This window comes from Promicromonospora sp. NPDC050262, assembly GCF_040655935.1.
Classification (GTDB): Bacteria; Actinomycetota; Actinomycetes; order Actinomycetales; family Cellulomonadaceae; genus Promicromonospora.
Map to the genome: position 1 here is coordinate 81,030 of NZ_JBFAKX010000003.1, position 24,752 is coordinate 105,781.

The 24,752-nt window shown below is 72.1% G+C and carries 15 protein-coding genes; 9 read left to right on the forward strand and 6 right to left on the reverse strand.

The annotated features are described in order from the left end of the window. The first annotated feature begins 52 nt into the window (after positions 1 to 52). Positions 53 to 3,292 (forward strand): efflux RND transporter permease subunit, encoded by a 3,240-nt coding sequence (locus tag AB0I29_RS05850; protein ID WP_357479170.1) that lies wholly within the window; start codon positions 53 to 55, stop codon positions 3,290 to 3,292. A gap of 65 nt (positions 3,293 to 3,357) precedes the next feature. On the opposite strand, the gene AB0I29_RS05855 is transcribed toward AB0I29_RS05850, so the two are convergent. The 4 genes from AB0I29_RS05855 to AB0I29_RS05870 form a co-directional block, all read right to left on the reverse strand. Next, the gene (locus AB0I29_RS05855) at positions 3,358 to 3,807 is read right to left on the reverse strand and encodes a hypothetical protein (protein WP_357479174.1); all 450 of its coding nucleotides are present in this window, start codon (positions 3,805 to 3,807) and stop codon (positions 3,358 to 3,360) included. A 232-nt stretch (positions 3,808 to 4,039) separates the two neighbouring features. After that, positions 4,040 to 10,102 carry an Ig-like domain-containing protein gene (locus tag AB0I29_RS05860; RefSeq protein ID WP_357479177.1) on the reverse strand — a complete coding sequence of 2,021 codons (6,063 nt, stop codon included), beginning with the start codon at positions 10,100 to 10,102 and terminating at the stop codon, positions 4,040 to 4,042. Positions 10,103 to 10,274: 172 nt separating this feature from the next. Beyond that, a complete protein-coding gene (locus AB0I29_RS05865; protein WP_285107043.1) occupies positions 10,275 to 10,598 on the reverse strand; it encodes a ribosomal protein L7/L12 in 324 nt (107 codons plus the stop codon). Between the two features lie 18 nt (positions 10,599 to 10,616). Then, positions 10,617 to 11,360, reverse strand: coding sequence for a class I SAM-dependent methyltransferase (locus tag AB0I29_RS05870; protein ID WP_285107044.1), 744 nt, complete (start codon positions 11,358 to 11,360; stop codon positions 10,617 to 10,619). Positions 11,361 to 11,507: 147 nt separating this feature from the next. Here AB0I29_RS05870 and AB0I29_RS05875 point away from each other — a divergent pair, with 147 nt between their 5' ends. The 3 genes from AB0I29_RS05875 to AB0I29_RS05885 are packed head-to-tail and all read left to right on the forward strand — an operon-like array spanning position 11,508 to position 14,931. Continuing rightward, positions 11,508 to 11,720, forward strand: coding sequence for a heavy metal-associated domain-containing protein (locus tag AB0I29_RS05875; RefSeq protein ID WP_285107046.1), 213 nt, complete (start codon positions 11,508 to 11,510; stop codon positions 11,718 to 11,720). Next, on the forward strand, positions 11,717 to 12,673 hold the full coding sequence (locus AB0I29_RS05880) for a heavy-metal-associated domain-containing protein (protein WP_357479182.1): 957 nt from the start codon (positions 11,717 to 11,719) through the stop codon (positions 12,671 to 12,673). The genes AB0I29_RS05875 and AB0I29_RS05880 overlap by 4 nt, the downstream gene beginning before the upstream one ends. Next, complete coding sequence (locus AB0I29_RS05885; RefSeq protein ID WP_357479185.1) at positions 12,673 to 14,931, forward strand: heavy metal translocating P-type ATPase; 2,259 nt, start codon at positions 12,673 to 12,675, stop codon at positions 14,929 to 14,931. Before AB0I29_RS05880 ends, AB0I29_RS05885 begins: the two co-directional genes overlap by 1 nt. Before the next feature lie 86 nt (positions 14,932 to 15,017). Here the strand turns inward: AB0I29_RS05885 and AB0I29_RS05890 are convergent, their stop codons facing one another. Continuing rightward, positions 15,018 to 15,575 (reverse strand): NAD(P)H-dependent oxidoreductase, encoded by a 558-nt coding sequence (locus AB0I29_RS05890; RefSeq protein WP_285107052.1) that lies wholly within the window; start codon positions 15,573 to 15,575, stop codon positions 15,018 to 15,020. Between the two features lie 171 nt (positions 15,576 to 15,746). On the opposite strand from AB0I29_RS05890, the gene AB0I29_RS05895 reads away from it, so the two are divergent. Next, positions 15,747 to 16,175, forward strand: a complete 429-nt coding sequence (locus AB0I29_RS05895) for a helix-turn-helix domain-containing protein (RefSeq protein ID WP_285107054.1) — start codon at positions 15,747 to 15,749, stop codon at positions 16,173 to 16,175. Positions 16,176 to 16,212: 37 nt separating this feature from the next. On the opposite strand, the gene AB0I29_RS05900 is transcribed toward AB0I29_RS05895, so the two are convergent. Then, positions 16,213 to 16,773, reverse strand: a complete 561-nt coding sequence (locus AB0I29_RS05900) for a TetR family transcriptional regulator (RefSeq protein WP_357479190.1) — start codon at positions 16,771 to 16,773, stop codon at positions 16,213 to 16,215. 101 nt (positions 16,774 to 16,874) lie between these two features. On the opposite strand from AB0I29_RS05900, the gene AB0I29_RS05905 reads away from it, so the two are divergent. From AB0I29_RS05905 to AB0I29_RS05920, 4 genes are all read left to right on the forward strand, one after another. Then, positions 16,875 to 18,392, forward strand: coding sequence for an MFS transporter (locus AB0I29_RS05905; RefSeq protein ID WP_357479193.1), 1,518 nt, complete (start codon positions 16,875 to 16,877; stop codon positions 18,390 to 18,392). Positions 18,393 to 19,007: 615 nt separating this feature from the next. Beyond that, the gene (locus AB0I29_RS05910; RefSeq protein ID WP_357479196.1) at positions 19,008 to 20,207 is read left to right on the forward strand and encodes a beta-ketoacyl-[acyl-carrier-protein] synthase family protein; all 1,200 of its coding nucleotides are present in this window, start codon (positions 19,008 to 19,010) and stop codon (positions 20,205 to 20,207) included. 97 nt (positions 20,208 to 20,304) lie between these two features. Continuing rightward, positions 20,305 to 22,239, forward strand: coding sequence for a KUP/HAK/KT family potassium transporter (locus tag AB0I29_RS05915; RefSeq protein WP_285107061.1), 1,935 nt, complete (start codon positions 20,305 to 20,307; stop codon positions 22,237 to 22,239). Between the two features lie 400 nt (positions 22,240 to 22,639). Further along, positions 22,640 to 24,742, forward strand: coding sequence for a heavy metal translocating P-type ATPase (locus AB0I29_RS05920; RefSeq protein WP_357479866.1), 2,103 nt, complete (start codon positions 22,640 to 22,642; stop codon positions 24,740 to 24,742). Positions 24,743 to 24,752 lie beyond the last annotated feature (10 nt).

Here is a 24,752-nt window from a genome sequence, read left to right on the forward strand (position 1 = left end):
GGACCCCGGCGTGAACCCCAGATCTGGAGGCAGTGTGTTTCGTCTTGCCCGAATGTCGCTCGCGAACCGTGCCCTCGTGGCACTCGCGACGATCGCCGTCTTCGTCGTCGGCATCTTCAGCATGGGGCAGCTCCGCCAGGAACTCATACCCTCCCTGAACGTGCCCGTGGTGGCGGTCACCGCGGTCTACCCGGGCACGGCGCCGGAGCTCGTCGCGGAGCGCGTCACGGACCCGATCGAGACCGCCGTCGAGGCGATCGACGGCGTCACGGGCGTGACCTCGACGGTCTCCACCGGCGTCTCGATGACCACCGTCGAGCTCGAGTACGGCACCGACATCGACGCGGCCAGCCAGGAGATGACCTCCGCCGTCGGGGGTCTCCAGGACCTGCCGGACGACGTCGAGCCCGACGTCATGGCCGGCTCGTTCGACGACCTGCCGGTGGTGCAGCTCGCGGTGTCCGGCGACGGCACCGAGCGGGAGCTGACCGAGACGATCGACTCCGTGCTGGTGCCCGAGCTGTCGGGCATCGCGGAGGTCCGCGACGTCACGGTGACCGGCACCACCGAGCGCCAGGTCGTGATCGAGCCCGACGACGAGAAGCTGGCCGCCGCGGGTCTCACCGCCGCCCAGCTCTCGTCGCTGCTGCAGGACAACGGCACGGTCATGCCGGTCGGCTCGGTCACCGAGGACGGCCGCACGAGCAGCGTCCAGGTGGGCACCACCGTGAGCACCGTCGAGGAGCTCGAGAAGCTGCCGATCGTCCCGTCCGCCGGCTCCGCGGGAGCCGGTGCCGGAGCATCCGGCGCCGCCGGGGCCGGTGCGGCCGCGGGCGTCCCGGGCGCCACCGGGGAGGCGCCGGCCGCCGAGGCCGGCCCCGCCGCCGTCGTGCACCTGGGCGACGTCGCGAAGGTGAGCGTGCAGGACGTCGAGCCCACCTCCTTCTCGCGGCTGGACGGCGAGCCGTCGCTGGCCATCGCGCTGACCAAGACGCCCGACGGCAACACGGTCGACGTGTCGCACGCCGTGCAGGACGTGCTGGCCGACGTCGAGGACGAGCTCGACGACGCGGGCGTGAGCACCGCCGTCACGTTCGACCAGGCGCCGTTCATCGAGGAGTCGATCGAGGGCCTGACCACGGAGGGCGGGCTCGGCCTGCTGTTCGCGGTGCTCGTGATCCTGGTGTTCCTGGCCTCCCTGCGGGCCACGCTGGTCGCGGCGGTCTCGATCCCGCTGTCGCTGGCCGTGACGTTCGCGGCGATGAACCTGACCGGCTACACGCTGAACATCCTCACGCTCGCGGCCATGACCATCTCGATCGGGCGCATCGTGGACGACTCGATCGTGGTGATCGAGAACATCAAGCGGCACCTGTCCTACGGCGAGGACCGCGTCGACGCCATCGTCACCGCCGTCCGCGAGGTGGGTGCGGCCATCACCGCGTCCACGGTCTGCACCATCGCGGTGTTCGCCCCGATCGCACTCGTGGGCGGCATGGCGGGCGAGCTGTTCCAGCCGTTCGCCGTCACCGTGGCGATCGCCATGGGCGCCTCGCTGGTCGTGGCGCTGGTCGTGGTGCCGGTGCTCGCGTACTGGTTCATCAAGGTTCCGGTCTCGGCCGACGGCGGGGCCGCGATGCGGGAGGCCGCCGAGCTCAAGGAGCGCCGCGGCGTCTGGCAGCGCGCCTACGTGCCGTCGCTGGCGGCGGCGCTGCGCCACCCGGCGGTCACGCTGACGGTCGCGGTGGCGCTGCTGGGCGGCACGCTCGCGCTGGTGCCGCGCATGGAGACCAACTTCATCGGCGCCGCCGGCCAGGACACGCTGTCGGTGACCCAGGAGTTCGAGCCGGGCACGTCGCTGGAGGACCAGGACGCGGGGGCCAAGGAGGTCGAGGACGTCCTCGCGGGCATCGACGGCATCGCGACCGTGCAGACCACCGTCGGGTCGGCCGACGGGATGGCCGCCGCCTTCGGCATGGGCGGCGGCGGGAGCAGCGCGTCGTTCGCGATGACGCTGGACGAGGACGCCGACGGCGAGGCGGTGCAGGACGACGTCCGCGAGGCGCTCGACGCCGCCACCCTGGACGGCGAGGTCACCGTCGCCGCGGGCGACTCCGGCTTCTCCAGCACCACCGTGGACCTGGTGGTCACCGCGCCCGACGCCGACGACCTGGCCGACGCCGCGAGCGCCGTCGAGGACGCCGTCACGGACCTCGACGGCGTCGAGAGCGTGACCAACAACCTGGCCGCCGAGCAGTCGACGGTGCAGGTGACGGTCGACCGGGACGCGGCGGCCGAGGCCGGGCTGACGGAGGCGGCGGTCTCCGGCCTGGTGGCCGGCGCGATGAACGAGGCGAGCATCGGCACCGTGGACCTCGACGGCGCGTCGCTCGACGTCGTCGTCGCCGGCGACGTGCCGGGCACGACGGCCGAGATCGAGAAGATCGACGTGCCGACGGCGGCGGGCGTGGTCCCGCTGAGCGACCTGGTGACGGTCGAGGAGGTGTCGGCCCCGGCGTCGGTCACGCGGGTGGACGGCGAGCGCAGCGCGACCGTCGCGGTGACCCCGGCGGGGCAGGACCTGGGCACGCTGACCACGGCCCTGACCGAGGAGATCGACGGGCTGGACCTGCCGAACGGCGCGGACGTGAGCGTGGGCGGTGTGGCGGCCGACCAGGCCGACGCGTTCGCCGACCTGGGCCTCGCCCTGCTGGCGGCGATCCTCATCGTGTACCTGGTGATGGTGGCGACGTTCCGGAGCATCGGGCAGCCGCTGATCCTGCTGGTCTCGGTGCCGTTCGCGGCGACGGGCGCCCTGCTGGCGCTGCTGCTGACCGGCACGCCGCTCGACGTCGCGGCCCTGATCGGCGTGCTGATGCTGGTGGGCATCGTGGTGTCCAACGCGATCGTGCTGATCGACCTGATCAACCAGTACCGGGCCGACGGGCAGCCGCTCGACGAGGCGGTCCGGGAGGGCGCGCGTCAGCGCCTGCGGCCGATCGTGATGACGGCGGCGGCGACGATCCTGGCGCTGACCCCGATGGCGTTCGGCATGACCGGCGGCGGGGCGTTCATCTCGCAGCCGCTGGCGCTCGTGGTGATCGGCGGGCTCGTGTCCTCGACGCTGCTGACGCTGTACGTGGTGCCGGTGATCTACACGCTGTTCGAGCGGCGCTCGGAGGGCACCACGCCCAAGCGGGCCGCCAAGGCCGCGCGGCGGGCGGAGAAGGCGCAGGTCAAGGCCGCCGAGGCCGCAGCGGTCGCGCAGCGGCTGGCGGCGGACGCGGGGTAGCCGACGCCGGGTCGGCGGGGCCCGCGCGCTGCGGGCGGGGTTCGCGAAGGACTGCTCGGTACGTCCTACGCGGCGAGGGAGGTCGCGAACTGCGCGAAGAACTCGTCGATCTCGGCCGGCTCGTAGACCTGGCGGCCGAGCACGAGCGCCAGCTCGTCGCAGCAGTGCTCCGTGCACCAGGACCGCACCTCGGCGGCCTCGAAGAGGTCCCACGACGGGCTCAGGTTGGACAGCAGGCCCGCACGGACGAAGCAGGCCGCCGGGGCGAGGCTGTCGAAGAAGGCCCACCCGTCGCCGATGTCGACGGCCGCCCCGCGGTGCACGCTCAGCTCGTCGTCCTCGGACGCCGGCGGAAGCGGCGCGTGGTCGACGACGGCGCAGTACCCGCCGTGCTCCGTGGTCGGTGTCCGGACCCCTGGATGGCTCCCGTAGCTCCGGCAGATCGACGTCGTCGGTTCGCTGTCGACGGCCGACTGGCCGTCCATCAGGCTGGCGGTGAAGGCCTGAACGAGCATCGTGGTCCTTACGTTCGAGATCCAGGTTGTGGACACGACTCTGGGCAGAGCGGACCAATTGGTCGAACCCGGCGTCGGCGGCAGCGTAGCGACAAGTGGTGCATTTCGCCTGCGGAAGCGGATTTCGCCCGGTCAGGAGGCGGTCGGCCGGACGGGTCCGGGAACGACAGCGCGGGGCGCACGGTCACCCGTGCGCCCCGCGAGGACTGACGTCAGCCGTGCACGGCCGGCGTCAGCTGTTCCAGTTCGAGACCTGGTACCGCTTCCCGTCGACCATGAAGGCGACCTCCGCTCCGTTGTACTTGGCACTCATGAAGCACGAGAGCGTCCGGTTGCCGCTGGCCCCGTTCATCGGGTACGTGGTGCTGCCGCCCCAGGTGGTGGCGTGCGGCGGGTGGATGTCGTGCCAGACGGTCGGGCTGTCCTGGTCGTACTGCCGGGTGTTGCCCGCCCAGCAGGCCGCCTGGTGGTTGCCCGTGTCGAAGCCCGACCAGTTCAGCACCCAGTTGCGGCAGCTCGCGCAGTCGCCGCTGTTGCCGCCCACGGTCACCCAGGCCCGCGGCTGCAGGGCCGCCTTCGAGGCGCAGGCCCGGGCCGTGCGGTTCTGGGAGTCGGTGACCGTGACGCAGGCGTCCTTGGTCTGACCCTCGCCGGCAGTGGCAGACGCGGTGCCGTTCTTGGCCGTGCTGGTGATCGCGCCGGTCACCCGCGCGGTGGTGGGCAGGCCGTTCTCCGGTCGCGCGTCCCACGTGAAGGTGACCTTGCCGATCCCGGCGGTCGCCGTGATCGTCGGGGTCTTCGGCGGGCCGTACGGGGTCACCGCGTTCGAGGCGGTGGACCAGTCCGAGCAGGCGTCGGCGTTGCACGCCCGCACCCGGAACGCGTACGCCGTGCCGTTGGTCAGGCCCTTGTAGGTGTACGCCGTCGTGTTGCCCGCGCTGGGGTGGTCCGTGCCGTTGTTGTGCGTGACCTCGTACCGCGGGCTCTTGCCGCGGAAGTTCGAGCTCGGGATCGCGGTCCAGCTCACGTCCGCCTGGTTGCTCGTGTTCGACCCGAGCTTCGCCGTTGGCCGGCTGGGGTCATCCGGCACGCCGTACGGCACCACCGCGTTCGACGGCGGGCTGGCCTTGGACCTGCCCGCCTTGTTCTCGGCCTGGACCGTGAACGTGTAGGTCGAGCTGGTGCTCAGCTTCTGGACCGGCGCCGACGTACCCGTGGCGGGGATGGTGTTGACCTTCGCGCCGTCCTTGTACACGGCCAGGTAGTACCGCTTCACGGCGTCGCCGTTGTTGGCCGGGGCCGTCCACGACACGGTGATCTGGCCGCCCACGCCCGTGTCCACGCGCTGCGCGGCCGGTGCGGCCGGCTGCGCCGGGGGCGCGGCGGGGGTCTCCGGCGCGGAGGGGTCGCTCCAGTCCGACGGGCTGTCCGCCTCGTTCTTGGCCTGCACCCGCACCGTGTACGCCGTGCCGTTCTCCAGCCCCGACCACTTGACCGAGGTGTTCTCGACGCACGCCTTCTGGGTCACGTTGTTCGCCGGCGCGGGGCTGATCTCGAGGTTGACGCACTCGATCGGCGAGCGGTCCGTGTAGGCCTTGTTCTTCCAGCTCACCATCAGGCTCTGGTCGTCGAAGTCGAGCGTGGGGGGCTCCGGCTTGTCCGGCTTCTCGTCCGGGCGGACCTCGCGCGATGCCGGTGACGGGTCGGACTCTGCCACCTCGTTGGTCGCGGTGACCGTGAACCGGTACTTCACGTTGTTCTTGAGCCCGTCGAACGTGCAGGTGGTCGTGGCACAGGCGTGCTCCTGACCGGTCTGCGTCCGCAGCGTGTACCCGGTGATCTCCGCGCCGTTGTTGTTCGGCTGGTCCCAGCTCAGCACCACCGTCTCCGAACGGACCTCCTCGACGCGCGGCGCGCGGGGCGCCTCGGGGCGGCCCAGTACCGTCAGCTTCGCGATGCCGTCCACCTCGCGGTCGGGGTCACCGGTCGCGTCCTGCACGCGGTAGCGCACGGTCATGACGCCGGTGAAGTCGGCGCCCGGGGTGACGATCACCTCGGAGCCGTTGTGCGAGACCTCGCCCTGGCCCGTCTCGCGCGTCGCGTCGACGACCTCGAGGGGCTTGTTCGGGAACGGGTTGGTGTCGTTGGCCAGCACCGGGATGGTGGTGGCCTCGCCCTGGTGGGCGTCGAGCACCACATCCGGCGTCGTCTTGGCCTTCTCCCGGGTCGACGGCACCACCTCGACGGTCAGCTCGGCCTCGACGGGCGGGTTCTTGCCGTCCGAGACCGTCATGGGGATCTCCTGGAACGTGCCCTTCGGCACCGACGCGTCGACCTCGCCCCGCACGGTCGTGCCCGTCACGGACGTGATGATCTTCTCGGTGCCCTTGACCTCGAAGGTCAGCGGGTCCTTGTCCGGGTCCCTGGCGTACCGCGACAGGTCCACCTCGGCCGTCTCGGCCGGGGCGACCCTGAGCACCGGCGTCCCGGTGATCCTGGGCGGCATGTTCTTGGCCGGGGTCACGTCGATCGGCAGCGTCAGCACCGCCGTCAGGCCCTCGGTGTCGTCCGGCCCGTCGCCGTCGGTCACCTCGAAGCTGACCGACGCGGCCCCGGCGTAGTCCGCCGTCGAGGTGTAGACGATCGTGTCGTGGTCCTCGACCGTGACCGTGCCCTCCAGCGCCTTGACCGTCCGGTCCTCCGTGATCCGCGGCTCGGTGCCGTCGCGCACCACCACGTAGTCCGCGATGTCGATCGTCAGCGGCTCGCCGCTGGTCGCCTTGAGCGGCTCCAGGCCCGGCTTGACGTGCGGCCGTGCCTGGTCGCCCGGCACGCGGACGAACGCCTTGGCCTCCTGGCCGTCGACGTCGGTCACGGTGTAGGTGATGACCTGGGCGTCCTGCGTCAGCTCCACCCTGACGGCGCCGGACTCGGTGACGGTCACGCCCGCGAGGTCCGCGTCCACGGCGACCTCGAGGTCCGCGGCCACGCCGTCCGGGTCCACGTCGTTGGCCAGCACGTCGAGCGTGACGCTGCTCGAACCCTCCACGTCGTCGACCGTCACGACGTCGTCGTGGGCGACGGGACGCAGCAGCGGCGCGTTGGCGTCCACGTTCACCGTGATGGCGCCGCTGGCCCGCGCCTTGTAGGTGTCCTGGATGCCGTAGTAGAAGGAGTAGGGGCCCTCCTTGTCGGGTGCGGTGACCACGACGTCGTCGTCCACCGCCTTGGGCTCCAGGTCGCCCGTGCCCTCGAAGCCGTTGCCCACCAGCCCGATCTGGTTGCCGTCGGGGTCCGAGTCGTTGTCCAGGGCCGCGACCGCGACGGTCCGGCCGGGCCGCACCGTCGTCACGTCGTCGACCGCCTGCGGGTCCTGGTTGGACGCCGGAGCCATCGCGATGCCGACCCGGACGACGCCCTCGGCGGGGGCGCCGCGCGTGTCGGTGACCTGGTAGGTGAAGGTGTCCAGGCCCGCCGATCCCGCCGCGGCCGTGTAGTCGATGAACCCGTCCACGATGGTGGCCGTGCCCTGCGACGGCGCCGCGGAGATCGAGCTCAGGGAGACGTAGTCACCGTCGGGGTCCGTGCCGTCCAGCGGCAGCGGGATGCGGACGATGCCCTCGCTGAGCACGCGGGCCTCGATGTCGGGCAGCTGCGGGGCGGAGTTCTCGGGTGCGTCGAGCACGTTGATCGTGACCTGGGCGGAGTCCTTCTGCCCGTTGGCGTCCCTCACCTCGTAGACCGCGTGGTACGTCCCGGCCTCCTGGCCGGCCCGGAACCGCACCGTGTCCTCCGAGACGAACGCCTCGCCTGCCGAGTCCGGCGGCGACTCCTGCAGCTTGTCCGTGAGCGTCAGATCGAGGCCGTCCGGGTGCGTGTCGTTCTTCAGCACCGGGATCGTCACCACGTCACCCACGTGCACGGTCGCCTCGTCCGGACCCGCCTCCGGCGGGCGCAGCTGGGCCGGCGCCGGGATCGGCACCACACGCACCTGGCCGGTGGCCGTGCTCGTGCCGTTGGCCACCTTGTAGCTCAGGGTCACGGGACCTTCCAGGCGCTTGACCTCCGAGACCTTCAGGATCTGGTGGTTGAGCACCGACACGGTCACCGGCGCGTCGCCGGGCACGCTGACGCCCTGCACCACGAGCACGCCGCCCGCGGGGTCGGTGTCGTTGGCGAGCACGTCGACCAGTGCCGTGCCACCGGCCGGCAGCAGCACCTGGTCCGAGACCGCGACCGGTGCGCCGGTCTCGTCCGGCGGCTCCAGCACGTCCACGCGCACCAGGCCCATCGTCGGTTCGGGGCCGTCGCTGATGTGGTAGGTCACGTCGTACGCGCCGGGCGTGTCCGACTCGAACTTGAACGTCTCGGCCGTCGCGTTGGTCGTGATCGTCGCGCCCTGCTTGTCGTCGACCCGGATCAGCCGGAAGTCGTCGCCGTTGGGGTCGAAGTCGTTGGCCACCGGGTCCACCGTCACCGGCTCGCCGGCCAGCACGGCCACGTGGTCCTGCACCGCGACCGGCGGCACGTTGGTGGCGACCACGTTGACGATCAGCGTGCCGGGGAAGGACTGGCCCATGGCGTCCGACACCAGGACGTCGACGATCTTGTTGCCCGTCACGGTGCCGCCGTCCCGGAACTCGACGGTGCCGTCCGGCCGGAACCGCACCTCGTCCAGGGGGTCGGCCGTGCTCGCGCTCGACAGGAACATGTCGTCGCCGTCGGGGTCCTTGAAGTAGGGCAGCACCTTGATGGTGCCCAGGCCGCCCTGGCCCACCACCAGTACCGGCTTGCCCGGCTGCTCGGGCGCGTTGTTCTCCTCCGGCGGCACCACCTTGACGTCCACGGAGCCCTCGTCGGTGCCGCCCCGGCCGTCGTTCACCTCGTACGTGAAGCTGGTGGTCCCGGCCGCGCCGTCGGGCACGTTCGCCTGCAGCGCGGTGCCGTCGAGCACGCGGTCCACCGCGATGTCGCCCTCGACCTCACCCTTGACCGACGCCACCATCACGTCGCCGTCCTGGTCCGAGTCGTTGCCCAGCACGTTGAGCACCGTGGTGCGGCCGGGCCGCACGCCGAACGTGTCGTCCACCGCCTCGGGCGCGCGGTTGGGCTTGCTGCGGTCGGCAACGGCCTGGTCGACCTGCTCCGGTGTGGCCTCCTCGGTCTCGGTCTTGTCGCCCTTGCCGTCCTTCGGGATCGTGAGCTTCCAGGTGTCGACCACCTCGAACTTCTCGGCGGCCATCCACAGCAACCCGCCCGCCATGTCGTTGAGCACGATGACGTTCCGGTTGACCCGGTAGACCAGGTTCATCCCGGCGCTCACGCCCTCGAGCACCTCGTTGACGTCGTTGTCCGAGCCCTCGCAGTCCCGGAGCACCTGGCCGCCGGCCCACGCCCCGTAGAGGCAGCCCCCGAGCTGCACCGGGGCGGACGGCGTGCCGCCGCCCGCGCCCTGGAAGCCGAACGTGGTCGGCTTCCCGCCGCCGACCGGCACCGTCACCAGCGCCTCCGGGGTGGCCAGCACCACGTTCTCCGCCTCGTCGGAGGGCTGTTGCAGCACGCTCTGCGAACCCTCCTCGATCGTGACGGTGTCGCCGCCCGGCAGCACGAGGTTGCCGGTGGACTGGTCGAGCACCACGGGCTCGTCGCCCACCGCGGAAACCAGCACCGTGGCGTCGGCGGCCACGGGGAGCGACGACTCGTCGACGTCCTCGGCGACGCCCTGCGAGCCGGTGGGGATCGAGTAGAGCTTGCCGTCGGCCGGCACGGCCAGGAACACGGTGCCGTCCTTGCCCACCGCGAGCCTGCCGCCCTGGCCCGCCTCGACCGTGGGCTTGAGCTCCTTCTCGTCGAACGCCGCCGAGTCGAACGGCAGCACCCACGCCCGGCCGGTGTCGCCGTCGTACACCGCGGTGGTGGCGCCGCCCGAGGCGACCTGTGCGCCGGCGGGGAAGTTCATGGTGGTGTCGAACGCGAGCTGCGCCGGGTTCACCGGGCTCGCGGACGAGTCGCCCGTGCGGTCCAGGAGCACGCGCTGGGCGTCCTGCTCCACGTCGAAGCTCCCCGCGCCCGCCACGAGCACGCCGTCGATGGTCTTGGCCTCGTAGTTGAACCGGCCGAGGTTGCCCTTCGCCGTCTGGGTCACCCAGACGCCCGAGTCGTTCAGGTCGACGTCGGCGGTGGCCTCACCGTCGTAGAGGAGCGCGAAGCCGACCAGACCCGCGCCGAAGAGCGCCACCACCCCCACCGAGACGACCGACCGACGGTTCTCAAATACGCGTGAGGCAAAGCTCATGCGTCCTCCTGATCATCACTCCACAAAAAGAAAGGCCCGCCCGGACACCTCACAGGCGTGACGTCGGCAACCCTACCGATCGGGGAGGTGAATTGTCGCCGAAATGAGGTTTTGCGCGAGTTTCCGCGCAGGTCAGGAGAGGGGCGGCGGTCGTGGGTCCCGAGGGGTGCGGTCAGGAGCTGCGGTCGGCGGGACCCTGCTCCGCCCGCCGGTCGACCCATTGCTTCGCCTCGACGAGCCCGAGGCCGGTGGCGTCCCGGTACAGCTTGATCGCCTCGATCCGGCGGTCGGACCAGATGTTCCGGTCGATCTCGGCCAGGGCTTCCGGCGAGATCCCGTCGGCGGTCGGCCATTCGACATCGAGGTGATCGAGGATCAGGTCCAGCTTTCGCTCGACCCGTTCGATCGCTTTGCCGCTCTCGCGCAGGTGCCCGCTGACGGTGATGTACAGAAGCAGCAGGACGACGAATATCGCGACGGGAATGATCTCCAGCATGTCCCGAACCGTAACGGCTCAGCCCCGGCACGCGAGCATGCTGAACGTGTTGGGCACGCGCCCGTCCCAGGCGGCGGCGGTGACGCCGCCCGGGTACCAGAACGGCTCGGGGTGCTCGTGCAGCTCCTCGATCTCGAACCCCGCCCGCAGGCAGGCCGTGACGATGCCCGCGAGCGTGTGCTGCCGCTCCACGGCGCCGTTGCCGGGGTAGGTGTCGTTGACGTGCGCGGGGGCGAAGTACCCGCGGTCGGGGCGCACCCGGATCTCGTCGGGGTCCCAGTCCCACAGCGGCACCAAGGGGTGCGCCTCGTACACGTACAGCCGGCCGCCCGGCCGCAGCAGGCGGTGCGCCTCCGCGAAGAACGCGCCCAGGTCGGCGAGCCAGATCAGGGCGCCCTTGCCGGTGTAGACCAGGTCGGCGCACGCCGCCTCCAGCCCGCTCGCGGGCAGGGTCGCCCGGGTGTACCGGCACGGCAGGCCGAGCTCGTCCGCGCGGCGCCGCGCGCTGGAGACGGCGGCCTCGCTGTAGTCGAGGCCGTGCACGGAGCGCGCCCCCAGGCGTGCGAGCGCGATGTCGTCGAGCCCGTGGCCGCTCATCGGGTGCACCACGTCGGCGCCGGCGACGAGATCGCCGAGGGCGTCGACCTCGGCGGGCAGGAGCTCCGCGGTGCGGGCCAGGGCGAGGTGCTCGGCGTACTCGTCCTCGTACTTGCGCGATGCGACGGCCCAGGCGGCCCGTGTCTCGTTCCCGGTGGCGTCCATCGCGCCACCCTGCCAGGGGCGCCGGGGCCGGCGCAGCACTTTTCTGGCGTGCGCGACGTTGCGCGCGATACCCCTCAGGGGTATATGGTGAGCGACATACGGTTACCCCCTAGGGGTAGCAAGGTATCAACACCGAGAGGCGAGACGATGACGACGAGCGAGTACCAGGTGACGGGGATGACCTGCGGCCACTGCGAGATGTCGGTGCGCGGCGAGGTGAGCCGCCTCCCGGGGGTGGAGCAGGTCGACGTGAGCGCGGCGACCGGCCGGCTCGTGGTCCGCAGCGCCGCGGCGCTGGACGAGGCCGCGGTCCTGGCCGCCGTGGACGAGGCGGGATACGAGGCGGCGCGTCTCTCATGAACGCGCCCCAGCGGCTGGGCCTGTACGGCGGGGGGCTCGCGGCACTGTTCGCCGCGTCCTTCGCCGTCGCGGGCGCGGTCGTCCCGGAGGCCTCGGTCGTCGCCTGGTCGGCGGCGGCCGGGGCCGACGGTCCGGACGGCATGGAGATGGCCGGCGGCGACGCGGGACACGGTGACACGGGCGGCGAGGCGCCGGCCGGCGCCCACGGGCCCGACGGCGCCGGCCCGGCGCCGGTGCGCGGGCTGTCGCTGGAGCAGGACGGCCTGCTCCTGAGCCCGGTGACGGTCCCGGACGAGGTGGGCGAGCGGGGCACGCTCTCGTTCGTGATCACGCGGGCCGACGGCGCCGCGGTGACCGAGTTCGCCACGGAGCACGACAAGGAGCTGCACCTGGTCGTGGTGCGGTCCGACGGCGAGCGGTTCCGGCACGTGCACCCGACGATGTCGCCCGACGGCGTCTGGTCGATGCCGTGGACCTGGGACGAGGCGGGCACCTACCGCGTGCTCGCGGACTTCGTCCCCGAGGCGACCGGCGAGAACCTGACGCTGGGCCGGACGGTCGATGTCGCGGGCCGGTTCGACGTGCGGCCGGCCACGGCGGTGTCGGCGTCCGACACGACCGACGGGTACACCGCGACTCTCACGGGGGACCTGAGCGCGAGCGGGGAGTCGACGCTGACGGCGACCGTCACGCGCGACGGCGAGCCGGTCACGGACCTGGAGCCGTATCTCGGCGCCTTCGGGCACCTCGTCGCCCTGCGCGCGGGCGACCTGGCCTACCTGCACGTGCACCCCGAGGGCCACGAGCCCGAGCCGGGAGCGGTGTCCGGGCCGGACGTCACGTTCCGGACCGAGGCGCCCACCCCGGGCCGCTACCTGCTGTACCTGGACTTCAAGGTGGACGGGGACGTGCACACCGCGCGCTTCGTCCTGGACACGGAGGGGAGGGGCTGATGTCCGGCACCACGTCCCGCACGGACGAGCCGACGACCACGGTCGACCTGGAGATCGGGGGCATGACCTGCGCGTCGTGCGCCATGCGGATCGAGAAGAAGCTCAACCGCCTCGACGGCGTGACCGCGAGCGTCAACTACGCCACCGAGAAGGCGAAGGTCACCGCGCCCGCCGGGTACGACCTCGGCGCGCTGGTGGCCGAGGTCGAGAAGACCGGCTACACCGCCGTCCTGCCCGCGCCTCCCGAGGTGGCGGTGGACGACGACGGCGCGGCCGGCGCGCAGGACCGCGAGCTGTCCGCGCTGCGCGACCGGCTGATCACCACGGTGGTGCTCACCGTCCCGGTGATCGCGCTCGCGATGGTCCCGGCCTGGCAGTTCACCTACTGGCAGTGGGCGTCGCTCGTGCTCGCGGCCCCCGTCGCGCTGTGGGGGGCCTGGCCGTTCCACCGGGCGGCGTGGACCAACCTGCGGCACGGCGCAGCCACCATGGACACCCTCGTCTCGCTGGGCGTGCTGGCCGGTTTCGGCTGGTCCCTGTACGCGCTCTTCCTCGGCACGGCAGGCGAGCCCGGCATGACGCACGGGTTCGAGCTGACGGTCGCGCCGTCCGACGGCGCCGCCAACATCTACCTCGAGGTGGCCACCGGCGTCACGATGTTCGTGCTGGCCGGCCGCTACTTCGAGAAGCGGTCCAAGCGCCGGGCGGGCGCCGCGCTGCGCGCGCTGCTGGAGCTGGGTGCGAAGGACGTCGCGGTGCTGCGCGACGGGGTCGAGGCGCGCGTGCCGGTCGAGAGCCTGGGCGTGGGCGACGAGTTCGTGGTGCGGCCGGGGGAGAAGGTCGCCACCGACGGCGTGGTCGTCGCCGGCTCGTCCGCGATCGACGCGTCGCTGCTCACGGGGGAGTCCGTCCCGGTCGAGGTCGGCGTCGGCGACACCGTGGCGGGGGCGACCGTGAACTCGGGCGGCCGCCTGGTCGTGCGGGCCACGGAGGTCGGGTCGGGCACCCAGCTCGCGCGGATCGCGCGCCTGGTCGAGGACGCGCAGTCCGGCAAGGCGGAGATCCAGCGTCTGGCCGACCGGGTCTCCGGGATCTTCGTCCCGGTGGTCATCGCGATCGCGGTGGCGACCCTGGGCTTCTGGTTCGGCGCCGGGTCCCCGGCCGCGGCCGGGCTGACCGCCGCCGTCGCGGTGCTGATCATCGCGTGCCCCTGCGCCCTCGGGCTGGCCACGCCCACCGCGCTGCTGGTGGGTACCGGCCGCGGGGCCCAGCTCGGCATCCTCATCAAGGGGCCGGAGGTGCTGGAGTCCACGCGCAAGGTGGACACCGTGGTGCTCGACAAGACCGGCACCGTCACCACCGGCCGGATGACGCTCCAGGAGGCGGTCCCCGCCGACGGCACCTCGCGCGAGGAGCTGCTGCGGCTCGCGGGCGCCCTGGAGGACGCCTCCGAGCACCCCGTGGCGCAGGCCGTCGCCAAGGGCGCCACCCAGGAGGTGGGTGACCTGCCGGTCCCGGAGTCGTTCGAGAGCGTCCAGGGCAAGGGTGTGCAGGGTGTCGTCGACGGGCACGCCGTCGTCGTCGGGCGCGAGAGCCTGCTCGCCGACTGGTCGCAGTACCTGCCGGAGGACCTGGCGCGGGCCAAGGCTCGCGCGGAGGGCGAGGGCAGGACCGTGGTCGCCGTCGGCTGGGACGGGGAGGCACGCGGCATCCTCGTCGTGGCCGACCAGGTGAAGCCCACCAGCGCCGACGCCGTCGGGCAGCTCGTGGCGCTCGGGCTCACGCCCGTGCTGCTCACCGGTGACAACCGGGCGGTGGCCGAGCAGGTCGCGGCCGCGGTGGGGATCACCGAGGTGATCGCCGAGGTCATGCCGCAGGACAAGGCCGACGTCGTGGCGAAGCTGCAGGCCGAGGGCAGGATCGTGGCGATGGTCGGGGACGGCGTGAACGACGCACCCGCGCTGGCGCAGGCCGACCTGGGCCTGGCGATGGGCACGGGCACGGACGCCGCCATCGAGGCGGCGGACATCACGCTCGTGCGTGGCGACCTCACCTCTGCCGCCGACGCGATCCGGCTGTCGCGCCGGACGCTCGGCACCATCCGGACCAACCTGTTCTGGGCGTTCGGGTACAACGTCGCCGCGATCCCGCTGGCGGCCCTCGGCCTGCTCAACCCCATGCTGGCCGGCGCCGCGATGGCGTTCTCCAGCGTCTTCGTGGTGGGCAACAGCCTGCGGCTGCGCACCTTCCGCCGCTGACCCCTCGTTGAGTGCGGGATATTCGCCCTTCTGCCCTGCTCAGAAGGGCGAATATCCCGCACTCAACGAGGTGGGTGGGGCTCGGGTCAGGCGTGCAGCGGCTCAAGGGCGCCCGACCAGGCGACCGTCTGGTCCAGGAGCGTGTCCAGGGCCGGGGTCAGGTGCTCGCCCGGCTTGAACACCGAGTAGTTCTCGAACTCGGTGATCAGCGACAGCGCCACCTGCTGGCGCACCGTCGCGACCTGCAGCTCCGCGAGGATGAGGCGGAGGTGCTCCGCGGCGCGGGCGCCGCCCACGCCGCCGTAGGAGACGATGCCGGCCGCCTTGTTGTTCCACTCGCCGTAGACGAAGTCGAGGGCGTTCTTGAGCACGCCCGAGGTGGAGTGGTTGTACTCCGGCGTCACGAACACGTAGCCGTCGAACTCGGCCACCTTGGCGGCCCACTCCTTGGTGTGGTCGTGGGCGTACTGGCCCATGGCCGGGGACATGGGCTCGTCGAGGTGGGGCAGGGGGTAGTCCGCCAGGTCGACGAGCTCGAACTCGGCGTCCGTGCGCTGCGACGCGATCTCGTAGACCCACTTGGCCACGGCCTCGCCGTTCCTGCCGGGGCGGGTGCTGCCGAGGATGATTCCGATCTTGAGCATTGCTCGTCCTTCGCTTCCGTGAGTGCTGTCGGTGGACCCGCCCGGGCGCGGGAACGAACACGGGGCCGGGGTGGTTGGTCCACGTGACACAACAGTGCGGAGACGCGGGTAATCCAGCTTTCAAATACGCACTTTGCAGTTCGTCGGTAACCGGAGAGGAAGCAATGCGGCATGGTGCGGATCTCGCGTGACACGCGTCTGGACAGCCTGGCGGCGAGGATGCCCGGGGGCTCCGACTCGCCGTGCGACAGCGAGACGCACGAGCTGACCCGGGACCTCATGGGCCAGGTGGCCGACCGGTGGACGTTGCTGGTCGTGGCGTCCCTCTCCGACGGCCCGCAACGCTTCTCCGCCATCCAGGCGGTCGTGTCCGGGGTCTCGCACCGGATGCTCAGCAAGACCCTCCGGGGCCTTCTGCGGGACGGGATGGTGACCCGCACCGCCTACGCCGAGGTGCCGCCCCGCGTCGAGTACGAGCTGACCCCGCTCGGCTGGAAGCTCATGGACCTGGCGCACGGCTTCGTGGACTGGGCGCAGGACCACGGGCAGCAGCTGAGGGAGAGCCGCGCCCGGTTCGACCGGGGGAGCGAGGCGGTCTGACGGCGTGGCGGTCTGCTGCCCGCGCGGCCTGACGGCGTCAGCCGTCCAGCACCGTCAGCGCCAGCAGCCGCTCACGCAGGCGGGCCAGCTCCTCCGGCGTCGGCTCGCCGCCCCAGGCGGGCTGCGCGCTGGCGCCGTCAGCCGCCGCCACCACGAGCGACAGGACGTCCTCGGGCAGGCCGTCGGCCCGCAGGTCGTCCTGCCAGCGGCGCGCGTCGGCCCCGGCCAGGTCGATGACGGCGTCCACGCTCGCCAGGTGCGCGATCACCACCAGCGCGTCGCGCGAGGCGGCGGCGTCCAGGGCGCCGTCGATCGAGACGCGCACGTAGGCGCGCGTGAGACGGCCGGGGGCGCCGTCGTCGGCCGGGATCGCGGCGAGTACCGCCGTCCGGAACCGCTCCAGCCAGTCGGTCGCCAGCGCGAGGTGCAGGTCGTGCTTGTTCGCGAAGTGGTACAGCAAACCGCCCTTGGACACGCCCGCCCGGCGCGCGACGTCGTCGAGGCTGGCCGACACCCCGCGCTCGCGGACCAGCCGGCTCGCCGCGTCCAGGATCGCCGCGCGCGTCTGCTCCGGGCTCCTGCCCGCCGTCCTACCCATGGCCACCCCTCGTGTCCGACGCACTGCCCGGCACGCACTATAGGCCGCGTCACAGGCACCGTCCTAGAAAACTGTACCGGCTAGACGGTACAGTTACGCGGGTGACAGCTCTTGCTCCCCTCCTCTCCGTGCGCCGCCGGTGGGCCGCGCTCGCCGTCCTCGTGCTGGCGGTCGGGCTGCTGGCGATCGACGGCACCGTGCTCTACCTGGCCGTCCCGTCGCTCACCCGCGACCTCGCGCCCACCGCCACCCAGGTCCTGTGGATCGGCGACATCTACTCGCTGGCCATCGCCGGGCTGCTGGTCACCATGGGCACCCTGGCCGACCGGATCGGTCGCAAGCGACTCCTGCTGATCGGCGCGACGGCGTTCGGCGCGGCCTCGGCGCTGGCCGCCTTCGCGCCCGACGCGGAGACCCTCATCGCCGCCCGCCTGCTGCTCGGCGTGGCCGGCGCCACGATCATGCCCTCGACGCTCTCCCTCATCCGCACGCTGTTCCCCGACGCCGCCGAGCGCAGCCGCGCCATCGCCGTGTGGTCCGCCGCGGCGGGCGGCGGGGCCGCCGTCGGGCCGCTGGTCGGCGGGCTGCTGCTGGAGCACTTCTGGTGGGGCGCGGTCTTCCTCGTCAACGTGCCGGTCGTGCTGGTCCTGGTGGTCGCCGGCGCTGTGCTGCTGCCCGAGGCGAAGGACCCGAACCCCGGCCGCCTCGACCTGCTGTCCGTGCTCCTGTCGTTCGCCGCGGTGATGCCGCTGGTCTGGGCCATCAAGCACGCCGCGTCCGAGGGCGTCGACGCGCTCGCGACCGGCGTGCTGGCGCTCGCGGTGGCCTCCGGCGTCTGGTTCGTGCGGCGCCAGAACCGGCTCGCGGCGGACGGCCGCGGCCCGCTGCTCGACGTCGGCCTGTTCAGGGTCCCGGCGTTCAGCGGCGCGGTGGCGGCCAACCTCATCGCGATCTTCGCGCTGACCGGCATGCTGTTCTTCTTCTCGCAGTACCTCCAGCTCGTGCGCGGGTTCTCCCCGCTGGTCGCGGGCGTCGCGGAGCTGCCCGCCACCCTCGCGTCCATCGCGGTGGTGGTCGTGGTGGGCTGGTCGCTCCGGAAGTTCGGCCGGGGCCGCGCCATCGCGCTCGGGCTGGCGGTCACCGCGCTGGGCATGGTCGCCATCGCCGTGGCGGAGGGCGCCGACCACTACGCGTGGCTCGCGCTCGCCCTGGTCCCGGCCGGCCTCGGCGTGGGGCTGGCGATGACGCTGACCACGGATGCCGTGGTCTCCGCCGTCCCGCCGGCCAAGGCGGGCGGCGCCTCGGCGATCTCCGAGACGGCGTACGAGCTCGGCGTCGCGCTGGGTGTCGCCGTGCTCGGCTCGCTGGTCACCCTGGGCTACCAGGGCCGGGTCACCCTGCCCGCGGGCCTGTCGCCCGACGCCGCGGCCCAGGCCGGCGACTCGCTCGCCGCGGCGGTCAGCGTGGCGAGCGAGCAGGCGGCCGGCCTGGAGGCCGCCGTGCTGGACGCGGCGCGGGAGGCGTTCGTCGCGTCGCTGCAGACCACCTGCGTGGTGGCGGCGGTGCTGGTCGCGGTGGCCGCCGTCGTCGCCTGGCGGCTGATCCCGAACGAGCGGTGACGCGGACCTGCACCCGCGCGCAGAAGGGCGCTTCTCGCCGCGGCGCCGACGCAGCGCGCCGTGCTGGTGGCGAGCGTGCAGGCCTACGCGCAGGCCGAGTTCGCCCCGGACGTGCGCGAGCAGCTCCTGCGGATCTACGAGCGGCCCGGGCGATCGGAGCGCTGGTCCCGGACCGCACCCGCCGTGCCGGCGGGCGTGCCGACGCCGGCCGCGAACCGGCGGCCTGACACGAGGGTGTCCTCCTCGGACCGGGGAGGGGTGTTCTCCTGGGGATCTGTGCGGTACTTTACCGAACATTGGTAACTTATTAACCTTTACCAGTCGCGTGTACCGCTGGTGCGGCATGCAGGATCAAGGAGTGACCTCACTCGATTGCCAGTGGACCCTGACCAACGAGGAGATCCGCCACGTCAGGCTGCGGCGCTCGCCCGCGCCCACGAGCTCGGCCTGCTCGGCACATCCGGGCGGCGCGCGGGATCGGTTGACGAATGACCTGATGACCCGCGCCAACTGCAGTCCGCCCGGAGCTCCAGACGTTCCTTGGGAGGAAGTCGTGTCACCTGACAGCGCGAACAGAAGGACCGCCGGCCCTGAGCTCACGGCGGGACGACGAGGATGACCCGGGTCGCGGTGACCGGGTTCGGTGCCCTGACGCCACTCGGTCTCGGGGCCGAGCCGACCTGGTCGGCACTACGAGCCGGACGATCGGGGATCCGGCAGATCGGTGCCGAGATCGCCGACAACGCCCCCGTCAGGATCGCCGGCATGGTCGATCCCGCCTACGTCGAGGCGCTGCCGGTCCGGGAACGGCGCAGGCTCGACCGGGCAGAGCAGTTCACGCTGCTCGCGGGCCGCGAGGCATGGGCGATGGCCGGCCGGCCGGCGGTCGACCCCGACCGGCTGGCGACGGCCATCGGTACCGCGTACGGCGGCATCGGATCGATCGTGGCGAACGAGCACATCAGGGTGACGAAGGGTGCGCGGCAGGTGTCACCTCACCTGGTGACGATGCTGCTCCCGAACGGGCCCGCGGCATGGCTGTCCATCGAGCTCGGGGCGCGTGCCGGTGCGCACGCACCGACCACGGCGTGCGCGGCAGGTGCCGAGGCGCTCGCGACCGGCGTCAACCTCATCCGCTCGGGCACGGCGGACGTCGTCGTCGCCGGAGGCGCGGACGCAGGTGTCACGCCGCTGTCCCTGACCGGGTTCGCCCAGATGCGAGCCCTGTCGACCAACCCGGACCCGGCCTCCGCGTCACGCCCCTTCGACCAGGACCGTGACGGCTTCGTCCTCGCCGAGGGAGCAGTCGTGCTCGTGCTCGAGCGTGAGGACCATGCCCGAGCGCGTGGCGCGGCCGTCCACGGCTACATCGACGGCACCGCCGTGACGTCCGACGGCAGGGACATCGTCAACGCCGACCCCGCGAACCAGGCCCGGACCATCACTCGTGCGTTGCGCGACGCCGAGGCCGAGCCGGCCGACGTCGGGCTGGTCCACGCACACGCCACCTCGACTCCCGCGGGCGACCGGAACGAGTCCGATGCGCTGACCGCCGCCGGGATCGCGGCGCCGGTCACCGCCACGAAATCCATGACGGGACACATGCTCGGGGCAGCCGGAGCGGCCGGGACGTTCGCCGCGCTGCAGGCTCTCCGCCATCAGGTCATCCCGCCCACCGTGAACACCGAGTCCGTCGATCCGGAGATCCCGCACGACATCGTCACCACCGTGCGCGGAGCCGACATGGGCGTCGCTTTGGTGAACTCCTTCGGGTTCGGAGGGCACAACGTCGCACTCGTCGTCAGAAGCCGGTGAGCGGCACGCCTCCCACCGGTTCGTGCGGGACCGGTCCGGGTGTTAAGAAACCGTCAATGCCGCGCGTCGCACGCGTGTTGCGCCTTAGGTTCCACAGGTGACTACTGCAATCCGCCCGCCCGGCCTGGTCCCGCGACCCGCGGAGGCCCTGCGGCTCGCCGTCGTGGTCGGCGCCCTCGGCGTCGTGTTCGGCGACATCGGCACCAGCCCGATCTACACCCTCCAGACGGTCTTCAACCCGGCGGACCCGCACCCGGTGCCGGCCACCACGGAGAACGTCTACGGCGTCGTCTCGCTGATCTTCTGGTCGGTGATGCTCATCGTCACCATCACGTACGTGCTGCTGGCGATGCGGGTCGACAACGACGGCGAGGGCGGCATCATGGCCCTGATCACGCTGCTGCGCCGGTGGGCGAGGAACGGGTCGACGCGGACCACTCTCACGCTGGCCGGGCTCGGCCTGTTCGGCGCCGCGCTGTTCCTCGGGGACAGCATGATCACGCCGGCCATCTCCGTGCTCTCGGCGGTCGAGGGCCTCAAGATCATCAACCCCGAGTTCGAGGGCTGGATCGTCCCGGTCACCGCCGTGATCATCGTGATCCTCTTCGCCGCGCAGAAGTTCGGTACCGCGGCCGTCGGCCGGCTGTTCGGCCCCGTGATGATCACGTGGTTCGTCGCTATCGGCGCGTGCGGCATCTGGGGCGTGGCCAGCGAGCCCGGCATCCTCAAGGCGCTCTCGCCGACGTACGCGCTCGGTTTCCTGGCCGGCCGGTTCGACCTGGCGTTCTTCGCGCTCGCCGCGATCGTGCTGTCCGTGACGGGCGCCGAGGCCCTGTACGCCGACATGGGCCACTTCGGCCGCCGGCCGATCTCGGTCGGGTGGATCTTCCTGGTGCTCCCGGCGTGCACCCTGAGCTACATGGGCCAGGGCGCGCTGATCCTCCAGGACCGTGCCAACCTGTCGGCCCCGTTCTTCCTGCTGACGCCGGACTGGGCGCTGATCCCGATGGTGGTCCTGGCCACCGCCGCGACCGTCATCGCGTCCCAGGCCGTCATCACCGGCGCGTTCTCGGTGACGGCCCAGGCCGCGCAGCTCGGCTACCTGCCCCGGCTGCGGATCCTGCACACCTCCCGGTCCGAGCGCGGCCAGATCTACGTGCCGTGGATCAACTGGCTGCTCATGGTCTCGGTGCTCACGCTGGTCTTCGCGTTCCGCAACTCGGCCTCGCTGGCCTACGCCTTCGGCATGGCCGTGACCGGCACCATCACGATCACGACCACCCTCTTCTTCTATGTGGCCTGGAAGACGTGGAACGTGCCCAAGTGGGTGCTGGCGTCGATGGCCGCCGTGCTGCTGACGATCGACCTGCTGTTCCTCGCGGCGAACCTGACCAAGCTCGTGCACGGCGCGTGGCTGCCCCTCGTCATCGCGGTGACCGCGTTCACCGTCATGACCACCTGGCAGCGCGGGCGCGAGGTCGTCACCGCCAAGCGCGAGGCCATGGAGGGGTCGCTGCGCGCCTTCGTGGACGAGCTGCGGACCCGCAGGGCGCCGGTGCAGGTGGTCAGCGGCACGGCCATCTTCCTCAACCGCGGGAGCGAGACGGCGCCGCTCGCGCTGCGCGCGAACGTCGAGCACAACCACGTGCGCCACGAGCAGGTGGCGGTCGTGGCGGTCGACGTCGCCATCGTGCCGCGCCTGACCGACGAGGAGCGCGTGGTCGTCGAGCACCTCGGCGAGGGCCGGGACGGCATCACGCACCTCACCGTGCGGTTCGGGTACGACGAGCGGCCGGACGTGCCCGCGGCGCTGGCCCAGCTCGGGCCGGAGGACACCGAGGGCCGGCTCGACCTGGACAACGCGACGTACTTCCTGTCCCGCATCCAGCTCCGGCTCGGCAAGGAGCCGGGGATGCCGGCCTGGCGCAAGCGGCTGTTCATCGCGACGTCGTACATCACGGCGGACGCCGCCGAGCACTTCAACCTGCCCCGCGACCGCACGGTGCTGCTCGGCTCCCATGTGGACGTCTAGGCGCGTCCCGGCGCTGCCGGTCCGGACTCTCAACCTCGACCTGAGGCCGAGTCCGGGCGAACTTTCAACCTCAACCTGAGGCTGAGCCTGGGGCGAGGTGGTCGAGAACCGCTCCGGGTGACTGTTCGAACTCGGGGTGTGTTGCTCTGTGTGGACGATGTCGACGCAGAGCAACACACCCCGAATTTGCATGCGCCCCCAGCGGGGCGTCGGTGGCCTCCGATGTAGCTCGCCCGGTTGACGGAGATACCCCCTAGGGGTATATATGGAGTACGCAGCCCCATCGGGCATGCACTGCTCAACCCAGGAGCGACCCATGAACGAGCCACACCAGCACTCCACCGCGCAGCCAGTAGCACCCGCCCCGGCCGTGCCCGACGAGCACGCGCACCACGACCACATGTCGCACGAGGGCGCCCACACCGAAGTGCACGCCGGCCACGACCAGCACTCCGGCCACGACGAGCACTCCGGCCACATGGGCCACGCCGGTCACGGCGACCACGTCGGCCAGTTCCGGCGGCTGTTCTGGATCATGCTCGTGCTGGCGGTGCCGGTCGTCGCGTTCTCCGGCATGTTCGCGATGATCCTGGGCTACGAGCTGCCCGACGCCGCCTGGGTCACGGCGATCCCGCCGGTGCTCGGCACCGTCATGTACGTCTGGGGCGGCTCGCCGTTCCTCACCGGCGCCGTCTCCGAGCTGCGCTCCCGCAAGCCTGGGATGATGCTGCTGATCGGCCTCGCGATCACGGTCGCGTTCGTCGCGTCGCTGGGCGCCAGCCTGGGGCTGCTCGACCACCAGCTCGACTTCTGGTGGGAGCTGGCGCTCCTCATCGTGATCATGCTGCTGGGCCACTGGATCGAGATGCGCTCGCTCGCGCAGACGACGTCGGCCCTGGACTCGCTGGCGGCGCTGCTGCCGGACGAGGCCGAGCGGGTCGACGGTGACCAGGTCGTCAAGGTCGCGCCGGGCGACCTGGTGGTCGGCGACGTCGTCGTGGTGCGGCCGGGCGGGAGCGTCCCCGCCGACGGCCGCGTCGTCGACGGTCGGGCGGAGATGGACGAGTCCATGGTGACGGGGGAGTCACGCACCGTCCCGCGCGGCCCCGGCGAGCCGGTGACCGCCGGCACGGTCGCCACCGACTCCGGCCTGCGCATCGAGGTGACCGCCACCGGCGACGACACAGCCCTGGCCGGCATCCAGCGGCTGGTCGCCGAGGCCCAGGCCTCGTCCTCGCGCGCGCAGCGCCTCGCCGACACCGCCGCGGGCTGGCTGTTCTGGTTCGCGCTGGGCGCCGCGGCGGTCACCGCCGTCGTCTGGTCGCTCGCCGGGCTGCCCGACGACGCCGTGATCCGCACCGTGACCGTGCTCGTCATCGCCTGCCCCCACGCCCTGGGCCTCGCGATCCCGCTCGTGGTCTCCATCGCCACCGAGCGCGCAGCCCGCGGCGGCGTGCTCGTCAAGGACCGACTGGCGCTGGAGAGCATGCGTACCGTCGACACCGTGCTGTTCGACAAGACCGGCACGCTGACCAAGGGCGAGCCCACGGTCGCCGACGTCCAGCCGGCCGACGTCCAGCCCGCCGGTGAGCCCGGCGGGGCCGGTGAGCCCGGCGAGGGCAGCCTCGACGCCGGCACGCTGCTGGCGCTCGCAGCGGCCGCCGAGTCGGACAGCGAGCACCCGCTGGCCCGGGCGATCGTGCGGGCGGCGCAGGAGCGGGGTCTCACGGTCCCGCGTGCCACCGGGTTCGCGTCGTCGCCCGCCGTGGGCGTGACGGCGACCGTGGACGGCCACGAGGTCCGCGTCGGCGGGCCGCGCCTGCTGGAGGAGAACCGGCAGGACGAGCTGGCGGTGGCGCACGCCTGGCGCAAGGACGGCGCGATCATCCTGCACGTGCTGCGCGACGGCGTGGTGGCCGGCGCCATCAAGCTCGCCGACGAGGTGCGGGCCGAGTCCGCGGACGCCGTCCGTGCCCTGCACGACCGGGGCGTCCAGGTGGTCATGATCACCGGCGACGCCGAGGCCGTGGCCCGTTCGGTGGCCGACGAGCTCGGTGTGGACCGGTACTTCGCCGGCGTCCGGCCGGAGGACAAGTCCGCCAAGGTGGCGCAGCTCCAGGCCGAGGGCCGCAAGGTCGCGATGGTCGGCGACGGCGTGAACGACGCCCCGGCGCTCGCCCAGGCCGACGTCGGCATCGCGATCGGTGCCGGCACCGACGTGGCCATCGCGTCCGCGGGCGTGATCCTCGCCAGCGACGACCCCCGGTCCGTGCTGTCCGTGATCGAGCTGTCGCGGGCCAGCTACCGCAAGATGAAGCAGAACCTGTGGTGGGCGGCCGGGTACAACCTGATCTCGGTGCCCCTGGCCGCGGGCGTGCTGGCGCCGATCGGCTTCGTGATGCCGATGTCCGCGGGCGCCGTGCTGATGTCGCTGTCGACCGTGGTCGTGGCGCTCAACGCCCAGCTCCTGCGCCGCCTCGACCTCCGTCCGGGACGGCAGTAGCAGCGGCGGG